Genomic DNA, 19252 nt, shown 5'->3' on the forward strand with positions numbered 1-19252 from the left:
CCAAAAACCCTCTCAATCATGTCCGATTTACTCCTCGAAAACTCAACCTATTCACGCGAAGATGTACAGGAAGCAGCCCTGATGTACTTTGGTGGCGACGAACTCGCTGCCACCACCTGGATCAACAAGTACTGTATGATCAATGATGAAAACCAATATGCAGAACTGACTCCAGATGACATGCATGAGCGCATGGCTGGAGAGTTTTACCGAATAGAAAAGAAGTATCAGGAAAGACCAGTCGAGAAAGAAGCTCTTAGCGACTATGGTCAGCGGAGAAAACCATTAAAAGAATCGGTCATCTTCGAACTATTCAAAGATTTCAAATACCTGATTCCACAAGGTAGTGTCATGGCGCTGTTGGGTAACCCGTTCCTGACAGGATCACTAAGCAATTGTGTAGTTATTGATGCCCCAATCGATAGTTACGGTGGCATTTTCTATACCGATCAGCAAATTGCTCAGCTGTGCAAACGAAGATGTGGGGTTGGATTTGATCTATCAACCATCAGACCGAAAGGGCTAGCAGTACACAATGCAGCAGGTACTTCTTCGGGCATCGTTTCATTTATGGAGCGATTCTCCAACACCACTCGAGAGGTTAGTCAAAATGGACGCCGAGGTGCACTAATGCTAACTATAGATATTGCGCATCCGGATATTGAGGATTTCGTGACGGTGAAGCAAGACCTCAGTAAAGTGACTGGAGCCAATATTTCCGTAAGGGTATCGGATGAATTTATGAAAGCTGTTCACAGTGGAGAGGAGTTTCAGCTTCAATGGCCGATAAAGAGTGAGAACCCCATCATTACCAAGTCCATTGATGCAAAAGAACTATGGAATACAATCATTGCATCAGCACACAACACGGCTGAACCGGGCATTATTTATTGGGATAAACAACATCATTATAGTACTTCCTCTGTATATCCAGATTTTGAGAATGCTTCCACTAACCCTTGTTCGGAAATCGCCATGCAACCAAACGACTCCTGTCGACTGATGGCACTCAATCTATTCAGTTTCATCAATCAACCGTTCACTTCAGAGGCACATTTCAACCACGAATTGTTTTATGAGGTAGTCTATGAAGGGCAGCGCCTAATGGATGACTTGGTAGATCTGGAATTAGAGCACGTAACCGCTATCATCGAAAAAATAGCCAATGACCCAGAGCCTGGTCACATCAAACATGTAGAGGCAGACACCTGGAATCACCTGTACAGCAACGGGAAGAAAGGTCGTCGAACTGGGCTAGGGTTCACCGCATTGGCTGATGCATTAGCAGGATTGGGCGTGAAATTTGATAGTGACGATGCATTGGATGTGGTCAAAGAAATCATGCATACGAAATGCAAGGCGGAGTTTGATAGCTCAGTAGATATGGCAGTAGAAAGAGGGCACTTTGAGGCCTTTGACCCTCAAATCGAGCAGACCTCTGACTTTGTCAAATTCCTGGCAGAAGAGTTCCCTGAAACGTACGAACGCATGATGACACACGGTCGTCGCAACATCTCCATTTCTACCGTAGCCCCAACAGGTACGGTAAGTATGCTTGCCCAAACCTCCTCAGGAATCGAACCTGTATTCATGTTGTCCTACAAACGCAGAAGAAAAGCCACAGACCTCTCCGAAAAAGAAGCCACATTCATTGATGATTCCGGAGACAGATGGGAAGAGTTTGATGTATATCACAAAAAATTAGAGGACTGGAAAGCACTGTATCCTAACAAAGCAATTGAAGAGAGTCCCTACGCCGGCGCCACGGCTCCAGAAATTGATTGGCAAAAGCGCATTGAATTACAGGCACTCATTCAAAAATATGTGACCCACTCCATTAGTTCTACGATCAACCTTCCTGCAGATACCTCCGTGGAGGAAGTAGATCAAATCTACAGACAAGCATGGCAACAAGGACTCAAAGGAATTACGGTCTATCGTGATGGTTCTAGAACTGGTGTGCTGATTAGTCAGGAAGAAACGAAAGAGGATGATATCATCGAGACAAAAGCTCCCAAAAGGCCTAAAGAACTGCTTGCTAAAATCGTTCGGTTCCAAAATGAAAAAGAGAACTGGATGGCCTTCGTCGGTTTGCTAAATGGTAAGCCTTATGAAATCTTTACCGGTAGAGCAGAAGACTCCTTTGCTCTTCCTGCCTATGTTAAAGATGGCTGGATCATTCGCACCAAGGATCAACGCACGAATAAGACCCGCTATGACTTCCTTTTTGTGGACAGCCAGGGATATGAAGTTTTGATAGCAGGACTCTCTCGATCTTTTGATCAGCAACTATGGAATTATGCGAAACTTATTTCCGGAATTTTAAGACATGGTATGCCACTCGTTGATGTGATTCACTTGATTGACAATCTAAATTTTGATCGCAATCACATCAACACCTGGAAGAATGGTGTTAACCGAGCATTGAAGAAGTTCGTCCCGGAAGGTACCAAATCCAAAGACCACCTATGTCCACAATGTGGAGATGAAGAAGGTCTAATCTTTGAAGAAGGATGCTTGAAGTGTAAAAACTGTGGGCATACGGCGTGTAGCTAGACAAAATTCGTTCAACAATTTTCCACAGACGTTTTAGCATAAACACTGTTCTTACTTTAATATGCTCCCCTCCCAGGAGGGGAGCTACAACAAGACAATTCAGTAGAAACACACCAAAATCGATTCATAACACGTTAGTAGTCTTAGTGTTAATGTAAAAAACGTGTTATGCAAAAAATCACCTTGACGACACTGCTACTCATAGCAGTGCAACTAACCTATGCCCAAAAACAACCAGACTTTGTCAAATTCAAACCAGTACATATCGGGATTATACCCGGACTTGGCTCTTCAGGAGTCTACGGAATCAAGTACGAACACAATGTTAGTATTAACATTTTCTCCGGACATGCCTATGCCAACAACATCCTCAGTATTTCTGGAATTAGTCATTATCAAATCCAGAGAAGTCAGGGAATCAACATCGCAGGTGTTGGCAATATTCTTGGCGCTTTTCCATTTCTAAAGGATCGCCATGCGAAAGACAGTGTTGCTGAGTTCGGAGCGATACAAATTGCAGGTCTGATTAATGGAGTAAATGGCGGAGGATTCGGAGGCCAGCTAAGTGCAGGATTCAATTTGGTCACTGTTTCTATGAATGGCATTCAAATCACAGGCATTCACAACGATGTAGCAAAGGCTTTTTCTGGTGGACAAATCGCACTAGTCTCCAATCATATTGGGGATATGGGAGTTGCCTTCCAGTCGGCTTTTATTGTCAATAGAGCCAGAATGCTATCTGGTGTACAATTATTTGCCCTCTTCAATCATATTAGCCATGAACTGGATGGCCTTCAGTTGGGAGGTCTCAATGTGGTGACCAATCACAACAGTGAAACTTTTCGATATAGTAAGTTTTACTGGATGCAATTAGGCCTTGCTAATTTTGCCTGGAGAAACGGTGATGGGTTTCAACTGGGCTTGGTGAACTATGCTGAAGATCTCGGGTATGCTCAATTTGGTCTGATCAACATCTCCAATAAAATCCCACAGTATCCTATTGGATTACTTAATCTGGCGCCAGATGCTCGTGGATTCTTACGTGCCCATACCAATAGACTCTTTCGCTACAATGTGGAAATGTCTACAGGTTCCAAAAAATTACTCAATGCCCTTACCTATAGTTGGGATAATCAGAAAAAACGACAAGGTTTTAGTTATGCTCTTGGTAACCAAAAGAAAGATCCCCGGAAACTTCACAACCGCTATTTCTATGAGGCCTTTGCACAAGCAACTCATCTGGTAGAACAAGGTCAGTCCATATGGAAGCCAAATATGATCTATACCATCAAAGGTCAGTTTGGCTTCAATCCATTTGATCACACAAAAATGCCTGACTTGTTCTTTTTTATCGGAATAGTAGGCAATGCCTCCTGGATAAAATCAGATACTCAAGACTTGATAGAAGGACCACTTGTTGCTCAGAATGGAAATCGTACGTTTTGGGCTGATCTCAATTTCGGAGTTCAACTTTAACTTAAGATAACCTTACCTTCTCCAAAGCATGTAGCCAACCTTCAGGCGAAAATTGACATACGTTTTCTTGCCAAGGTTGGCTTCACTTAAAAACCGCTCTTTCTCCACGAAACTCGACTCTTCGAAAAATGGTGAGCGATCCACCGTAAAACGAGACTCTCCAGCTCCAAGGTCACCTTCTAATACAAACCGGTCAGCCCTCATTTGAATTCCAACATGCACTTGATACACTTTGCGCGTAGTGCTGATGTCACCTTCATAGTTCTGGTAATAAACACAATCGTCTCCTTCACATTCATATCCAATGATGTAATTGTCATTGATGGTCAGGTCGCGTCTTTGGTACGAACCTCCAACATAAGTAGCAAAATCATAATACCCGCTTCCAAATGTTGGTGAATACAGCCTCAACTCACTTCGGTATTTAAGACTGCTAACCAGCGTGGCGGTTTCATCTTCACGGATATCACTGACAAAACCAACTTCCTGAGAAAGTGATAGCCATTTGATGAAAGGAAAAAACTCTAAAGCAAAAATCCAAGAGGGATCTTCCGGATTGGCAGCATTGGCCACATCGATTTTAGGAATCAGAATAGGGTACTTGGTCACATGCTCAACAGTGTCTGCCTGTGCAAAAACACTACTAACGATACTCAGGCACAATAAAGTGATTAATAAAATTCTTTTCATTGGATGATGCTTAATTGTTCCAAGGTATCAGCATCTACCAGGTATTGACTGATGCCATTGTTGTAAGTAAGGATGAGGTGACTTGGCAAACCTATGAGGTCATTACAAGGCACCTCAGTGTAAAAGGTGTCCAGAACTGGTTGGTAAGGAGTAGACAAATCAAACTTTTTCAACCCATAAACACCTTCTCCTACATATAAGTCTCCATCATAAAAAGTGAGCCCTCTTGGCCTGATCATCCCGATAGTATCAACTGGGATCGGATGGCCTATTTCGGAAATATCTAGCGTAATCAAATAATTGATGGAAGCCTCCCTACAATTGGTTCCATTTCGAAGCGTTAAATAGGCAAAATCTCCCTTGGCAATAACAGGATCACAAGCCGTTTGATGGTCATACTTGCTGATATAGCTTGGAAGATCTCGCTCTGTAATGTCATAGATATAGACACCATTTTGTGCTCCCAAAAACAAATACTCTCCATAAATGTAAATGGTCTCCAAAACATCCAGGCCCGGCATTGTCCGAACCACTTCCGATTGGCCGTCAGCACCCAATTCTATCACTTTCAAGTCCGTTTCTGTAGCCAGATACAAGTAGTTGTCTTTGATCACAAATCGTGAGCTGGAAACGCCCACTCCTTCTATTCCATCTCCAGGTCCAAATACATTTAACTCCGGGTCGTCACCACAGCCAAGACCAAGAACAACCAGTATCAAAAATATGCTTAATTGTTTCATCTCTTGTAGCAGTCTGGTGATTGAATAATGTCCTTCTCCCAACCTATGACACGCCCTCGTTCGGGATTGATACATGAAAAATACACATCATGTCCAGGAGGATATTTATACTCGTTATCATCAAGAAACAACCCTTCAAACCGCTGGGTTACTTCAAAATCATCAAGTGAGACTTTGATGGTCACCAGATCCGACATGTTGTTGGCATAAAGTAAGCCATCATCAAAACTCATATCGGTATTTCCGGGAATGGAGATAAAGAATAAGTTAATAGGCTTTTTGGGATCCGTATTGTCAAAAACGTGGATACCTTGATTCACTTCATTCACCAATAACACATTTCCATAGACAAAGATTTTACCGGCCAGATTAATGTCTCTGCCGGACTCTTTACTGATTGTCAGCTGTTGACTATTGGCGTAGATAGGGCGGTATGCTTCCATAGCTTCATCTGGAAACTCCGGAATGGCAGGTTCACATGAAATGGATATCCCTATTGCCATCATAGCCAATAGGAATAGGAGATTAGTTAATTTCATTAGGTTCGGTTTTCTTATGCGTAATGACCCACTGAAACTACGAACAGTTGTATAGTAAAGAAAACTTACACCGAAAGATTTTCGTGTTATTTAGAAAAAAGATGCCGACAACTGGATATTCTGGAACCCCTTTAGCTAAAAAGCTAGGAATCAAATCAGGATTTGATATCAAGATATTCGCTGCGCCATCTTACTATCTGGAACTATTTGACGATTGGCCGGAAGGAGTTAATCAAATATCGAACCCTGAAACAGAGTCACTTGATTTCATTCATCTATTTGTCAAAAACAGTACTTCTCTAGAAACGTTAGTTACAGAAGCCAAGCCATTATTGAAAAAGAATGGAAGTATGTGGGTTTCCTGGCCCAAAGGTTCTTCGGGTATTAAAACAGATATTAATAGAGAATCTGTCCGTGACTATCTATTAAAAACAGGATTGGTAGATATAAAAGTAGCTGCAGTGGATGACCAGTGGTCAGCACTGAAATTCATGTATAGAACTATGGACAGATAGTTGATTACTCGCTGATTTTTTGAATTCCAATGTGACATCCTTCGGTACAATATGCATACATCAACTTCAACATGCCGTCATCAAAACTCATATGGTATTTGTACACTAATTGATCCGGATCCATCTCTTTTGGTTCCTCAGGAAAAAGCTCCAGCATAGATCTCCCCGAATTTTCATTAATACGATAATATCGGATGTCTTCAAGACCATCATAATTGGAGATAAACTGATGATCTTCTCCAAATTGGACAAAGCGAGTTTCTTCAACCTTTTCAGTCACATAGCCAGCTCCGGGTGAATACCCAACCTCTACTACCTGCCACTTGCCTTGAAGTTCGTTACCATCTGGCAATTCACTACAGCAGTCATCGCAGCTTATAGCCAGGAATAAAATCGCTATTAGGGTGATCTGTTTCATTACTCATTACTTACGGTGACTTATAATGACACAGATTTCGTGCCAGGAGTTGGAACATCACACACGATAAACGATATTTTCAATAATTATCGCTCAATTAGGTATTTCACCTAAAATAATTAGCTTTTCTTTAGTATATTCGTAATTATTAACTGATATAAAACGATTCACCGAATATGACACTTCTCAAAGTACACGACTTTCAGCAAGAGCTAGCTTCAAAATTCATCAAGAAAGCGAAAGCAATGATGCAGTTGAATAAAAGTGAGAATGAGAAAATACAGTTGATATATCTCGAAGGTCAGGAACTTGGCTTTTGCAATGACGATATTGACATTCTACTTGAGGAGCTGAGGTAATCAGTCTCCTCTCAACAATTGTTTTACGTCATAAACTAATCCAACTGAAAGTACAGGACCTTGATAGACATTGGCACTTTTAACTGGGCCATCGAGATAACCAAAGTACGTCAAATCGATTCCCCACGCTTCCGTGAATTTGTAGAAAGCTCCTGCAAATAGCGAACTAAACTCTGTGCCTTCTCCACGGATAAAACTTACAGCCGAGGATCCATCTCCCAAGGTTTGCTGCAGCTTTACACCTGCCTTTACCCAAAGCGTTGCAAAAGGATTGTATCCAACCTCCACTCCTTCCATCAGTTGATTACTTAATGAGATATCCTGATATTTCGTGCGATAATTGAACGTACCATACAGGTTGATGTAAGCAGGCAATGGATGCAATGAGCTCGAAATGGCCAATGTCGTAAACACATTGAATTCACCATCTCCAGTTGGCAAATTAATATTTCCTAAAGCCGGATTCTCATTTTGAGCATACTTGTTTGCCTTAGCAATTGGTAATTCGGGCACTATGGAAAGTGAGATAGGAATCTTTTTCACTAAAGCATACTTCACTCCAAGTTTCAAATCTCCAGTACCATACACATTTTCTGTAGTTTCGAATCCCTGGCGCTTCAACATTGGCCAATCCACTAATACTGTCAGCCGGTCTGTAACACCATATTCGCCATACAAGCCAATGGCCTGCTGGCTAAATTGACTTGTAGTCATCTGCTCGCCCGAGAGATTGTAATAGTCCTCCGATTGGAAATTGAGATAAGATAACTTGAAGAAAGCTTCATCCGCTGCTTTGGTCCACCCACTTTGAGCTGACGCCGTAAACAGAGATCCACCCATCAAAGACAGGTGGATCAGCGGAATACATAAACTGATATACTTATTGGATTTCCGCATAACCAAATGGTATTCCTGCTGAAGCACACCAAAGAATAACATGGGTGTATTTAGCCGCTGGAGCTGCATCCAGTTTAAAGTATTGTTCGCCATTGGAAGATACATTTCCGATCAAGGCTACATCTGGGTTTCCATTTCCTGGATCGAACATTGCTTCGTTTGATGTAGAAAGGAAAACGGCTACAGTACCTGTTGCCAACACTGTTTCAAAATCACTTCCGAATTTGATAAAATTAGTGCCTTCTGAATCTGAACCTACTTGTACCATTCCTTTACTTCCAGTATCATTTTGAGCCATAAAGCTTCCTGACTCACTTACTGTAAACTCACCTTGAGGCATGCTGCTATCAATAGTGATGGTTTCATCTTCTCCGCAAGCCATTAAAAATGCTCCGAGAACAAATGCTAATGCTAGTTTTTTCATGATTGTATTTTCTTTTATGGTTATTGAAAAAATCCTGATAGCAAAACAAGTCTGGAGATGTCTCGAAGGATTCACGGAATTCTCACATTTTGATCAAATCGCTCTTTTGATCAAAAATCCCTTCAAAACAGTTGTGTAGTAGCACTGAAAAATGTCGTGCAGTTTCTATTTGTATGGGTTTATCACATAATCCGTAGGATACCGTGATACTTCTGTGATACTTTATCACTCAATTGCTACAGAGATGAAAAAAGTACTTGTCATAGAGGATGATCTGGAGATTGTCAACCTACTTGAAATCCATTTAAAAGACCTGGATTGTGAAGTCACCAAAGCGCACGATGGTGTGACGGGTCTACGTCTTGCCTTAGATGAAACGCCAGACTTGATCATTTTAGATATTGCGCTGCCCGCTATGGATGGCATGGAAGTTTGTAGAGAGGTAAGAGCCAAAAGCAATACTCCCATTATCATGCTCACTGCCAAGTCAGAGGAAATCGATCGGGTTCTTGGTCTGGAGCTTGGTGCTGATGATTACATGACCAAGCCCTTCAGTATTCGGGAGTTTTTAGCTAGAGTAAAAGCTACTTTTCGTCGCAACAACATGATTCGGGAAAGTCTGAATCTGGAAAATAAGGTTCAAATGTCCTTCGGCGATTTACAGATCAATGTAGAGCAACGAAAAGTTGTGGTGAGCAATCAACGAGTGGAGCTTTCACCCAAGGAGTTTGAATTGCTATCTCTTATGGCTAGTCATCCCGGCAAATGCTACTCGCGCTCAGACCTGTTGAGACTCATCTGGGGATATGATTTTGATGGCTATGAACACACGGTCAATTCACACATCAACAGACTAAGAGCCAAAATCGAAACAGACATGAACAACCCAAAATTCATCATCACCGCATGGGGAGTAGGTTACAAATTCAATGAAGAAGTAGCATGATGTCATCTATCAATAATAAACTTATCGCAAAGCTCTCACTTAGCTTTTTCCTTTTGCTGGTAGTTATCGGAGTGGCCTTTACAGGCTTGACGGTATTCATAACCAACAAACACTTCGAAGAAGTTACTCAACGTCTCAACAGTCAAGTGGCCGCACACCTCATCAATGAAAAATTTCAAAATGAGTCTCCTTTCCTGGAAGATGGATCTGTGAATAAACCCTTATTTGGCGACCTGATGCACGACATGATGGCTGTCAATCAGGGAATAGAAGTGTATTTATTGGATGATGTGGGACAGGTACTTTATTCGGTAGTTTTGGATCATAATCCGGGCAAACCTGTTACCCAAATTGATATTGAGCCAATCAATAAATTCCTCCATGGCAACAAAACAGCATATGTGCTAGGTGATGATCCACGAAATCAAGATCAGAAAAAGATCTTTTCCGCAGAGTCATACGATGTGAACGGCAAACAAGGCTTTATCTATATCATACTTGCAGGCCAGCAATATGAGCTGGTCAACAGTCAGCTTTTCTCAAGCTTCTTCCTACAACTAGGTGCTGGAGTTGGAGCGCTGATTATTGTCTTTGCCAGTTTGATTGGCATGGTCAGTATTTGGTTCCTTACAAGAAACCTTCGTGAGATCATCTTCCAGGTGAAGCGCTTTCAAGATGGAGACCTTAATGCTCGTATTCCAAATGCGGAGACTAAAGACTTGTCTACACTCGCCGTTTCATTCAACGAAATGGCGGATACCATTGTTAAAAACCTGGATGAAATCAAGTCAGTGGACGCACTCAGACGAGAGCTCATTGCTAATATCTCTCATGACCTCAGAACTCCTTTAGCTATCCTTCAAGGCTATATCGAAACGCTTGAAATGAAGGATCAATCACTAGCAGAGGAAGAACGTAAGAAGTATCTGAACATCATTTGGAACAGTTCGGAAAGATTGTCTCATATGGTTTCACAACTTTTCGAGTACTCCAAACTAGAAGCCAAACAGATTGAACCGCACAAAGAGCCTTTCCAAATAACCGAGCTTGCACACGATGTACGCTCCAAGTTTGAAGTGTTGGCCAAAGAGAAAAACATCTCTATTCACCTGGAGATTAGGAACAACATTCCATTGGTCTTTGCAGACCTCAGTTTGGTAGAGCGAGTGATCCAAAACCTGATGGATAATGCGCTAAAATTTACTCCCGTAGATGGCACCATTACTCTGAAAATAACAGCTGACAATCACGAAGTTGCTATTGCCATAGTGGACACAGGAGAAGGTATTTCAGAAGCAGATCAAATTCATATTTTTGATCGATACCGAAAATCAGAGAGTTCATCCAACAAGCAAGGAACTGGACTTGGGTTGGCAATTGCCAAGAAGATTTTAGAGATTCACAACTCAACAATTCGAGTGATCAGTCAACCAAACTTGGGAACAACCTTTCAATTCGGCTTACCAATTTATGCGAGTCCTATAGCCTAATTGTGGAGATAGCGTCTAACTTAGTGTTAGAACACGAACACTTTGAAGCAAACCAAGACTTTAGGAATTATTCTAGCCATCTGTGGCATTCTGCTTTTCTCCAGTAAAGCAGTAATGGTAAAACTTGCCTATCAATATGACATTGACAGCATCAGCCTGCTATTGCTCCGAATGCTGTTTGCCTTTCCATTTTACCTGGTGGTCAGCATCGTCAAACGACCAAAGGAGAAACTTCAGAGCAATGACTATTTATGGTTATTAGGTCTGGGAATGGTAGGCTATTACCTGGCTAGCTACTTTGATTTTCTTGGATTGCAGTACATCAAAGCAAGTTTGGAAAGATTGATTCTGTTCATCTACCCAACTTTGGTCTTACTGCTTTCCTATATTTTCCTGGGAAAAACGATTACCAAAAAACAAGCTTTAGGTGTCATCGTTACTTACATCGGTGTAGTGATCATTTTCTCTAATGAACTAGTCATCAATCAGGAAGATCGAGTGCTGTACGGAGCTGTATTGATCTTTTTAAGCGCACTCACCTATGCGAGTTACTTAACTGGCTCAGGTTGGTTGATTCCGAAATTTGGAGCAACTGTTTTTACTTCCTATGCCATGATGATCTCATGTGCATGTGTGGTAATGCACTATATCTACACGAAGGAAGTATCGATTTTATCTTTTCCAGCCGAAGTTTACTGGATCGGACTAGCCATGGCCTTTTTTGCTACCGTTATCCCCTCTTACCTGATCAGCTATGCGATAAAAATATTGGGTGCTAATAATTTCTCAATTTTTGGAAGCTTGGGTCCGGTTTCTACGATCGTACTGGCCTATATCTTTTTGGATGAAAATCTCACCGTTATTCAGTTACTTGGATCAGTTGTTGTGATCTCAGGAATCTTCATAGCAGAGAAAAGAAAGAAAAAGGCAACAGCAGGATAAAGGACAGGTGTTGCGAGATTGTTCTGATCTTGGTAAATTCAATCAACCAAAACATAACACCATGCCTAAATTTCACGTCGAAAAGTCAATCATAATAGATTCCTCACCGGATAAAGTCTATGAATTTGTAAGTAATCTGTCCTATTGGAATAAATGGAGCCCATGGTTGGTACTCGAGCCTGAGGCAACATTCACTGTTGCAGAGGATGGTGACTCATACACCTGGGAAGGAGAGCGCGTGGGTAGTGGAGAAATGAAAGTTTTGAATCGAGAAGAAAACAAGGCAGTCGACTATGATTTGCATTTCCTAAAACCGTGGAAATCTCAAGCAGATATTCGTTTTGAAATCAAAGAACACGGCAAGCAAACCAAGGTGACCTGGCTAATGGATAGCAAACTCCCGTTCTTCATGTTCTTTATGAAAAATATGATGGTCGCCATGCTTGGAATGGACTTCAACCGAGGCTTGAACATGCTAAAAGATCTGGCCGAAATCGGTGAAGTACAGTCGAAGTTAGATTTTGTTGGAGAAACGGATTATCCAGGTTGTACCTACATTGGGCTCACCCGAGAAGTAGCCATGGACGATATGGGACCAGCCATGGAAAAGGATTTTGGATTCCTTATGGAATACATGGCTGACAAAAAAGACATCATCAGCCTGGAGCCTGTGTCTATTTATCACAAATTTGAAATTGTAAAAGGAAAAGCTAACTACACTGCAGCCATACCTGTATCTGAAGTGCCTGATAATCTTCCAAATGGAGTTGTTACGGGTAAAATACCAAAAACGCGTATTTACAAGCTTCGACACACCGGAAAATACGATCATTTAGGCAATCCATGGAGCGCTATGATGAACCTCCAACGAGCTAAAGTTTTCAAACCGGCCAAAGGAATTCACCCGTTTGAAAGCTATGTGAACTCAATGACAGACACAGATCCAAAAGACCTTATTACTGATATTAACTTCGCAGTGAAGTAAAGGACTAATCTGCCCCAAAAAGTTAGTTGATAATATTATTTCCAGGTTACGACGTTATCGACCAGAGAAATCTTACTCTATAATTTTAAAGCATGAGTGAGATTTCTCCAAAGTCGAAATGACACTTTCTGAGATAGATTATTTTGCTAAAGTCTTACTCGGATCCCGGGACCGATGAGGAAAAACATCTTTTGTTCCACCATCAAGTAACCAAAACCGGCATAGAGCGGGAAGGTCAACTTATTATCACTGGATGTGGGGTATAAGGAACCTATCACGACCAGACCGACATCTCGACTATCATTGTTTTCTGAGAAGTTGAAAGCATCAATTGCAATGAATCCAGCTCCTATTTTATACGGTCGATATTTCGCTATTCTTCCTGGCTGGTAAAAACTCATTTGCGCAATCATCGCAAAGCTTGGACCTCCAAAGTTGGCAAAATTGTCAGAGCCAGATTTCAATATCAGGAGCCCGGCAGGGAAGGATACATCAATGTCGAAGTTGTAATCCCGCTTTAGGTGTATTAGGATTTTCTTACTCTTACCTGCGCCTCCGTATTTACTTTTGATATGACTGATTTCCAATTCTATCCGAGACCATTCCTCGAGTTCTGAGGTTTTCTTAGAAAGAAAATTATTCAAGTTGATATCATCTCCACGACAGTCTTTACTATCATAATTGATAAATCTAGGTGATGCTTCATTCGGACATACTACCACTTCATCAAACTGATACAACTCTATCAAATTACCCTTCTTATTGGAGATTTTCACTTTGATCTGCAGGTACTGCTTACCATACAGATCTCCATCATCAATTTTAGATCGTTGAAAATCAAATACCAGATCCGTAAGAGTCTCTTCATAGTATATAGGCTTATCAACATTAGCTACTGTTACACTACGTCTTCCAAAATCCAGGTTGATAAAATCCAAATCACGAGGGCGAGCATACTCCTCTATTCTGAGAGAAGACCCTGTTGACTGATTATGATTAAAAATCTCTATGGAATTCGTATTGATCGTTAAAGGAATCTTCAGTCTATATAAACTGATCTTCTCATTTTTGATCAATGAATCTAAATCCAAATTATTCGCTCCTGGGAAGCTGAAGTTGGCTTTATGCAAACCTTCTCCTTCTAATTTGATATTGACTGTTTCTCCGGGATGAACCACATTCGACTTCTGCCAGTCCTTTCCTTCTCTCTGGATATAGATCGATTTAATATTGGTTTTAGGAGTGATGTCGACATTGGTTACGAACTGCGCATTGTCACCGTCTTTGATATACAAGTAACCCTCACTTTGCCTGTGAAATGCATACGGTCTGAGCAAACAAAGAATTTTATCATTGTTCAATCTAGCCTTGGTATACAGTTCGGCAATCAATGGTCCCCCAGACTCTTCCTGATTTTCGATTCTGTAAGTCTTATCCAATCTTAAAAATCGATTGTTATCAATCTGCACTTCTACAGGTTCCGTCTTATCATCTTTCGGTGTGACTTCTTGCTGATCAAATTTCAAGAATACCAATCTACCTGACTTGATGCTAAACGACTGATAGAGAGGTGGAATATCATAGACTAACTTTCCTCGCTTAACGTTGGGCTTTCTCACCTTGAATGGTACTTCCAGGTATTGTGTACCTAACTTATTGGGCAACAAATGGAGCAATAATCGACTTCCATCTCTGGTGATTCTATAATTGATTGGAAGACCTTCCGTCCACCGATTATCCGGAATGATGTTATCGACGTTATTAGAGGTGAGTTCGAACACCTTTTCTTCTCCAATATATAATTCATCTGTACTCGGGTATAGCTCCACATACGTATTGGTATATGGGAAAAGAGGAAGCTCAACCAACTCTTCGACGGTATCTACTTTTACCCTGAAAGTAAATTTCAAGAAATCACTATTGGTAAGACTATTAAACTGCACTTTGAAACGTGCGTAATCACGAAACATGATTAGGGAATCAACCTGATTGAAATCCCCTGATGGCACCAATGAAACACCTGATACTGGCGAGTCCTCGTCAAACATCAAGTAGATCTCTGCCACTTCATCGTCCTGATCATACGAAAAACCAAGCGCCTTTCGGTCGTTCCTGACGATAGTATTTCGTGACCAGGAATACTCCATGGTATCAACGAATACGCGTGCATCTAAAAAATAACTGTCATCAAATCGCTGCTGAGCATACGCGCCTAATGTGATGATCGATAGTAATAGCCCAAATAATACCTTTTGCTTCATAAGGAAGATTTTCGTAACGCAAAAAATTGGCCAGGTGAGTGATTGGCAGCAAAAATAATCATCTAGTTGACTTCTTCCGTTATAATTTGAGGTTTCCCTGTAAAGGTTTTATGAACGGGACATTTATCGGCTATTTCAATCAACCGTTTTCGTTCCTGCTCCGACAATTCTCCTTCGATTCGAATAGTTCTTTTGATCTGATCAATCTTCCCATTGGAGGACTCGGTTTGTTCGCCATCATTTACGTGAACCTTATCATGGGTCAAACGAACTTCCACTTCTTTTAAATCCAGTTTCTTATAGCTGGCATACATTCTCAAGGTCATAGCCGTGCAAGCACCAAGTGCACTCAACAAATATCCATAAGGTGACGGTCCCAAATCCGTACCTCCACTTCCTTCGGGTTCATCTGCAACCATCTGATGTCTCCCAGCCGTGATCTCAGTGACAAAATCCTTTCCTGAAAGTCTGGTCCAAACCTCCCCTTCTGGTGCAAGATTTTTCTCTTCGTCAAAATCAACATAGCGTTTGGCCCATGGACTGATAATGCTTCCTACATAGGTAGAATCTTCCGCGTTGGTCATTAGATGGTCTGCTCCATCCAAAGTGATAAAACTTTTTGGGTGCATAGCAGCATCATAGATCTCTGCCGCATTGGCTATTTCCACAATCATGTCCTGAGGAGAATGAACAATCAATAAAGCTTTACCTAATTCCTTAATTACCTGACTAGAGTCCCTTTGACCAATATCTTCTAAAAACTGCTTTCGCAGGACAAACGGTCTTCCTCCAATGTTCACTTCCGCCTCACCCTTTGCATCGATTTCTTTACCTCCATCACTAAACAGATGCTTGACATGCTCAGGGTCAGCTGGAGCAGCAATAGTTATTACCGCTTGTACGGCTTCTAACTGACCACTAATATGTAAGACCGCAGCACCACCCAAAGAGTGCCCGATCATCATTTTAGGTGACTCATATTGCTCGGAGAGAAAGTCATATGCTGACTTCAAATCTGATAGATTCGACGAGAAATTAGTGTCCGCAAACTCTCCATCACTTTGACCAAGTCCAGTAAAATCAAATCTTAATACCGCAACTCCCGTTAGAGTAAGAGCAGAACTAATATTATCTACCGCCTTCAGGTTTTTGGAACAAGTGAAGCAATGGGCAAAAATGGCAAAGCATTTTGGCTGGCCGATAAGTGGAAAATCAATAATTCCAGAAAGCTTTTGGCCTTCACTATTTGAAAATGTGACTTTTTGTGAGCGCATGAACGTAGGGTCTAATGATGAATTGTTTAATTTAGGAGAACCATCCACCTAATGAATCTAACTAATACTTGATTTGAAACTAATACTGACAACCACTGGTTTTTTATTATTTGTATTTTCCTCCATTACTGCACAGCGATTGGAGTACGATGTGATCCGTAGTGATGAATCTATGGGCACCACTGTAGTCAACAGAACCAATACAAACGGTAAAGTAACCTATTTACTTAACACCAAAACAGAGTTTAGAGTCATCTTCAAATTTGAAGTAGAATATGAATTGGAGGAGACATTTCTGAATGGCACCCTTCAATCCGGAAGGAGTTTCAATACTCTGAATGGAAACACACAGAAAGAAACAGAACTGGCCATCAAACAAGGATTCTATTCATTAATCATTGATGGAATTCATACCCAGGTTGATGAGAAGGAAATCAGAAACTCTGTATCAGAGCTGTATTTTGAGGAACCCTATGACGGAAAGGAAGTATTCTCGGCGTATTTCGGACGAATGCTGACCTTTGACAAGATTGGGGAGCATTTGTACAAACTTGTATCCCCAGATGGGACCAACGAATATTTGTATGAAAATGGTATTTGTGTCAATGTGAAGGTAAGCCGTGATTTTGCCACATTTAACCAGGTATTGAAACCTGAACTGCTGGCAGCCGTGAGAAATAATAAGTACGCCAACAGCATTTCCAAATGATCCGCTCGATAAAGAAAATACTCCTCCCTGTAAGCATCCTCGTAATTCTAGGGTTTATACTGTTCATGGTCAACCAGATTTCTGGTGTTTATCTCATGGTCAGATCCAACGACGAATTGGCTGCAAACATCCTGCTGGGAGTTCTTATCACCTTGAGCGTTTCGCTGATTGGCTGGCCATTTTTGCTTTACCTCAAGTTGCCGAAACCATTGCAACTTCCAGCCAATGAACAAGAACTAATCAGCTATCGGAAGCGGTTACTTCGAAGGTTAAAAGCCAATAAACTACTCAAATTAAGTGGCCAGGTTCCATCGAATGAAGGTGAAATCGAGCAAAGCCTGGACATATTAGACAAAGCAGCATCCAAAGTAATTCATGATACTGCTACTGCCGTTTTCTTAACTACCTCTGTTTCTCAAAATGGAAAATTGGATGCCTTAACCATATTGGCAACACAATCTCGAATGGTTTGGAAAATAGCACATATCTATTACCAACGACCTACTCTTCGAGAAATCACTTACCTCTATGCAAATGTGGCCGGAGCTAGTTTCTTAGCTTCCGAAATAGAAGATCTAGACATTTCCCAGCAAATAGAACCCGTAATCAGCTCATTCCTGAAAAGCTCTGCGGGCAAATCTATTCCTGTAATTGGACCAACGGCACACATCGTTTTAGATTCATTGTTGGAAGGCTCAACCAATGCCTTCTTAACACTACGTGTTGGATATATTGCCAAAAAATATTGTGGTTGCAATCAAGTCACCACCAAATCGAAACTTCGAAAAGAAGCGTTCTTCGGAGCCACAAAGGAACTGCGAACCATTATCGTAGAGTCTTCTGGGCGCATCATTAGTGGATTGGCGAAAGCAACCCGCAAAGCTGGTGTTGATACGCTCAAATCCGGCTGGGAAGGCATTAAAAATGCCGGATCCAAAGTGGCAGATGGCATATCAGAAGCCGGGAAAAAAGTCAACCCTTTTAAAAAGGACAAAGAAACGCCTAGGCTGGAGCAACCCGATTAATTTTGTTTCTTCACATAATGGCCGTCAAAACCAGGTGTCCATGTTGTTCCTCCATCGTTTGAGTTTTCAAAAAATTGACGAACAGATCCATCTTCATTTTGAGTGAAGGTCAATCGTGATTTCACGACTTTTCCAGCAGGATTTAGATAATCTGCTATAAACTGCAACATTCCAGGAGATTTATCCACTTCTGTATAATCCAGCACATTTCCTCCACTCGCTACCCACAACTGGTGCCACTTTTTATCTAGAGGCTGATAGTAGTTGATGCTCTGCCCAGAAAAGATACCGGCTGTCGTATAACTTTCATGAATGGCACATCCACCTTCCGCCATCGTAATGGAGTTTTCACCAACCTTTTGTCCATTCACCAGCACATCCCATTCTCCTATCCAAAAATCAAAATGTCTTCTGATAGAATCTGTCAGACATGGGAAGGCATTCTCTTTCGATCGCTGAACAATAGCTAGAAACAATTTATCATCCTGAAATGCTACCCAATCTTTTTCAGACTCTAATAACTTAAAATTACTGAAGCCCTTTTGTGTCGCTAGTGAAAGTGTCTCATACATAAGACTTGTTTGAGATAAGGCAGCATAAACCTTCGACTTCTGATATAATGTAAATCCAGGGTAAAAATTACCGCTGAGTGCTTTATCATAATTTCCTAATGCCTCATCATAACGACCAGTTTTGTATTGACTGTAAGCCAAACGATACCAGGCAGAAGAATCTTGATCGTTCTTCTTTAAGTACTTCTTATAAGCTTTACCTGCTTCAGTCCATTTCTCCTGCTGATAAAACTGATCTGCATCCTTTTTCAAATCTTGAGACACGGCCATACCTGCGATAAGCCAACAGGTAATTAGGAATAAGTACTTCATGACAATTAGTTTGGTTAGCTATTAAACAATTGTCAGAAGTGATCCCCTAACAGATTAGGGCACCAACAAAAAGAGCTGTCTCAAAAGGTGTCATTTCGACTTTGGAGAAATCCATCTTATAT

Annotated in this window: 19 protein-coding genes; 10 read left to right on the forward strand and 9 right to left on the reverse strand. The window is 41.2% G+C overall.

What is annotated here, in order from left to right; genetic code table 11:
* Positions 1-18: 18 nt before the first annotated feature.
* Together NXS00_RS24105 and NXS00_RS24110 are read left to right on the forward strand one after the other, a co-directional pair.
* On the forward strand, positions 19-2556 hold the full coding sequence (locus tag NXS00_RS24105) for an adenosylcobalamin-dependent ribonucleoside-diphosphate reductase (protein WP_258101852.1): 2538 nt from the start codon (positions 19-21) through the stop codon (positions 2554-2556).
* Between the two features lie 168 nt (positions 2557-2724).
* The gene (locus tag NXS00_RS24110; protein WP_258101853.1) at positions 2725-4032 is read left to right on the forward strand and encodes a hypothetical protein; all 1308 of its coding nucleotides are present in this window, start codon (positions 2725-2727) and stop codon (positions 4030-4032) included.
* A 12-nt stretch (positions 4033-4044) separates the two neighbouring features.
* Here NXS00_RS24110 and NXS00_RS24115 read toward each other — a convergent pair whose 3' ends face one another.
* Genes NXS00_RS24115 through NXS00_RS24125 form a run of 3 tightly spaced genes read right to left on the reverse strand, consistent with a single transcriptional unit; the run spans position 4045 to position 6001 of the window.
* Positions 4045-4722: a hypothetical protein gene (locus tag NXS00_RS24115; RefSeq protein WP_258101854.1), complete on the reverse strand. Its 678-nt coding sequence runs from the start codon at positions 4720-4722 to the stop codon at positions 4045-4047.
* Entirely contained in the window at positions 4719-5462 is a 744-nt protein-coding gene (locus NXS00_RS24120; protein ID WP_258101855.1) for an LVIVD repeat-containing protein, read from the reverse strand. Before NXS00_RS24120 ends, NXS00_RS24115 begins: the two co-directional genes overlap by 4 nt.
* A complete protein-coding gene (locus NXS00_RS24125) occupies positions 5459-6001 on the reverse strand; it encodes a hypothetical protein (protein WP_258101856.1) in 543 nt (180 codons plus the stop codon). Before NXS00_RS24125 ends, NXS00_RS24120 begins: the two co-directional genes overlap by 4 nt.
* 101 nt (positions 6002-6102) lie before the next feature.
* Between NXS00_RS24125 and NXS00_RS24130 the strand changes: the two genes are divergently transcribed.
* Positions 6103-6516, forward strand: a complete 414-nt coding sequence (locus NXS00_RS24130) for a DUF3052 domain-containing protein (RefSeq protein WP_258101857.1) — start codon at positions 6103-6105, stop codon at positions 6514-6516.
* 4 nt (positions 6517-6520) lie between these two features.
* Here NXS00_RS24130 and NXS00_RS24135 read toward each other — a convergent pair whose 3' ends face one another.
* Positions 6521-6934 carry a hypothetical protein gene (locus tag NXS00_RS24135; RefSeq protein ID WP_258101858.1) on the reverse strand — a complete coding sequence of 138 codons (414 nt, stop codon included), beginning with the start codon at positions 6932-6934 and terminating at the stop codon, positions 6521-6523.
* Between the two features lie 176 nt (positions 6935-7110).
* On the opposite strand from NXS00_RS24135, the gene NXS00_RS24140 reads away from it, so the two are divergent.
* Positions 7111-7293: a hypothetical protein gene (locus NXS00_RS24140; protein ID WP_258101859.1), complete on the forward strand. Its 183-nt coding sequence runs from the start codon at positions 7111-7113 to the stop codon at positions 7291-7293.
* On the opposite strand, the gene NXS00_RS24145 is transcribed toward NXS00_RS24140, so the two are convergent.
* Positions 7294-8190: a hypothetical protein gene (locus NXS00_RS24145; protein WP_258101860.1), complete on the reverse strand. Its 897-nt coding sequence runs from the start codon at positions 8188-8190 to the stop codon at positions 7294-7296.
* Entirely contained in the window at positions 8174-8614 is a 441-nt protein-coding gene (locus NXS00_RS24150) for a DM13 domain-containing protein (RefSeq protein WP_258101861.1), read from the reverse strand. Before NXS00_RS24150 ends, NXS00_RS24145 begins: the two co-directional genes overlap by 17 nt.
* A 244-nt stretch (positions 8615-8858) precedes the next feature.
* Here NXS00_RS24150 and NXS00_RS24155 point away from each other — a divergent pair, with 244 nt between their 5' ends.
* The 4 genes from NXS00_RS24155 (at position 8859) to NXS00_RS24170 (ending at position 12977) form a co-directional block, all read left to right on the forward strand.
* Positions 8859-9560: a response regulator transcription factor gene (locus NXS00_RS24155; RefSeq protein WP_258101862.1), complete on the forward strand. Its 702-nt coding sequence runs from the start codon at positions 8859-8861 to the stop codon at positions 9558-9560.
* Positions 9557-11050, forward strand: coding sequence for a sensor histidine kinase (locus NXS00_RS24160; RefSeq protein WP_258101863.1), 1494 nt, complete (start codon positions 9557-9559; stop codon positions 11048-11050). Before NXS00_RS24155 ends, NXS00_RS24160 begins: the two co-directional genes overlap by 4 nt.
* Positions 11051-11092: 42 nt before the next feature.
* The gene (locus tag NXS00_RS24165; protein WP_258101864.1) at positions 11093-11992 is read left to right on the forward strand and encodes a DMT family transporter; all 900 of its coding nucleotides are present in this window, start codon (positions 11093-11095) and stop codon (positions 11990-11992) included.
* Between the two features lie 61 nt (positions 11993-12053).
* Positions 12054-12977: an SRPBCC family protein gene (locus tag NXS00_RS24170; RefSeq protein ID WP_258101865.1), complete on the forward strand. Its 924-nt coding sequence runs from the start codon at positions 12054-12056 to the stop codon at positions 12975-12977.
* A 146-nt stretch (positions 12978-13123) separates the two neighbouring features.
* On the opposite strand, the gene NXS00_RS24175 is transcribed toward NXS00_RS24170, so the two are convergent.
* Entirely contained in the window at positions 13124-15238 is a 2115-nt protein-coding gene (locus NXS00_RS24175; RefSeq protein WP_258101866.1) for a hypothetical protein, read from the reverse strand.
* Positions 15239-15300: 62 nt separating this feature from the next.
* Positions 15301-16512 (reverse strand): bifunctional alpha/beta hydrolase/OsmC family protein, encoded by a 1212-nt coding sequence (locus NXS00_RS24180; protein ID WP_258101867.1) that lies wholly within the window; start codon positions 16510-16512, stop codon positions 15301-15303.
* 73 nt (positions 16513-16585) lie between these two features.
* Here NXS00_RS24180 and NXS00_RS24185 point away from each other — a divergent pair, with 73 nt between their 5' ends.
* Together NXS00_RS24185 and NXS00_RS24190 are read left to right on the forward strand one after the other, a co-directional pair.
* Positions 16586-17221 carry a DUF6134 family protein gene (locus NXS00_RS24185; protein WP_258101868.1) on the forward strand — a complete coding sequence of 212 codons (636 nt, stop codon included), beginning with the start codon at positions 16586-16588 and terminating at the stop codon, positions 17219-17221.
* Positions 17218-18246: a DUF697 domain-containing protein gene (locus tag NXS00_RS24190; RefSeq protein ID WP_258101869.1), complete on the forward strand. Its 1029-nt coding sequence runs from the start codon at positions 17218-17220 to the stop codon at positions 18244-18246. Before NXS00_RS24185 ends, NXS00_RS24190 begins: the two co-directional genes overlap by 4 nt.
* On the opposite strand, the gene NXS00_RS24195 is transcribed toward NXS00_RS24190, so the two are convergent.
* On the reverse strand, positions 18243-19130 hold the full coding sequence (locus tag NXS00_RS24195) for a tetratricopeptide repeat protein (protein ID WP_258101870.1): 888 nt from the start codon (positions 19128-19130) through the stop codon (positions 18243-18245). The two genes, NXS00_RS24190 and NXS00_RS24195, sit on opposite strands and share 4 nt — an antisense overlap.
* Positions 19131-19252 lie beyond the last annotated feature (122 nt).

This window comes from Marinoscillum pacificum, from assembly GCF_024714495.1.
GTDB lineage: Bacteria > Bacteroidota > Bacteroidia > Cytophagales > Cyclobacteriaceae > Marinoscillum > Marinoscillum pacificum.

Coding starts and splice junctions, on each gene's coding strand:
- NXS00_RS24125 (WP_258101856.1), bottom strand. CDS start 6,001: ATGAAATTAACTAATCTCCTATTCCTATTGGCTATGATGGCAATAGGG.
- NXS00_RS24170 (WP_258101865.1), top strand. CDS start 12,054: ATGCCTAAATTTCACGTCGAAAAGTCAATCATAATAGATTCCTCACCG.
- NXS00_RS24195 (WP_258101870.1), bottom strand. CDS start 19,130: ATGAAGTACTTATTCCTAATTACCTGTTGGCTTATCGCAGGTATGGCC.
- NXS00_RS24130 (WP_258101857.1), top strand. CDS start 6,103: ATGCCGACAACTGGATATTCTGGAACCCCTTTAGCTAAAAAGCTAGGA.
- NXS00_RS24140 (WP_258101859.1), top strand. CDS start 7,111: ATGACACTTCTCAAAGTACACGACTTTCAGCAAGAGCTAGCTTCAAAA.
- NXS00_RS24120 (WP_258101855.1), bottom strand. CDS start 5,462: ATGAAACAATTAAGCATATTTTTGATACTGGTTGTTCTTGGTCTTGGC.
- NXS00_RS24110 (WP_258101853.1), top strand. CDS start 2,725: ATGCAAAAAATCACCTTGACGACACTGCTACTCATAGCAGTGCAACTA.
- NXS00_RS24160 (WP_258101863.1), top strand. CDS start 9,557: ATGATGTCATCTATCAATAATAAACTTATCGCAAAGCTCTCACTTAGC.
- NXS00_RS24180 (WP_258101867.1), bottom strand. CDS start 16,512: ATGCGCTCACAAAAAGTCACATTTTCAAATAGTGAAGGCCAAAAGCTT.
- NXS00_RS24150 (WP_258101861.1), bottom strand. CDS start 8,614: ATGAAAAAACTAGCATTAGCATTTGTTCTCGGAGCATTTTTAATGGCT.
- NXS00_RS24155 (WP_258101862.1), top strand. CDS start 8,859: ATGAAAAAAGTACTTGTCATAGAGGATGATCTGGAGATTGTCAACCTA.
- NXS00_RS24145 (WP_258101860.1), bottom strand. CDS start 8,190: ATGCGGAAATCCAATAAGTATATCAGTTTATGTATTCCGCTGATCCAC.
- NXS00_RS24115 (WP_258101854.1), bottom strand. CDS start 4,722: ATGAAAAGAATTTTATTAATCACTTTATTGTGCCTGAGTATCGTTAGT.
- NXS00_RS24190 (WP_258101869.1), top strand. CDS start 17,218: ATGATCCGCTCGATAAAGAAAATACTCCTCCCTGTAAGCATCCTCGTA.
- NXS00_RS24105 (WP_258101852.1), top strand. CDS start 19: ATGTCCGATTTACTCCTCGAAAACTCAACCTATTCACGCGAAGATGTA.
- NXS00_RS24175 (WP_258101866.1), bottom strand. CDS start 15,238: ATGAAGCAAAAGGTATTATTTGGGCTATTACTATCGATCATCACATTA.
- NXS00_RS24135 (WP_258101858.1), bottom strand. CDS start 6,934: ATGAAACAGATCACCCTAATAGCGATTTTATTCCTGGCTATAAGCTGC.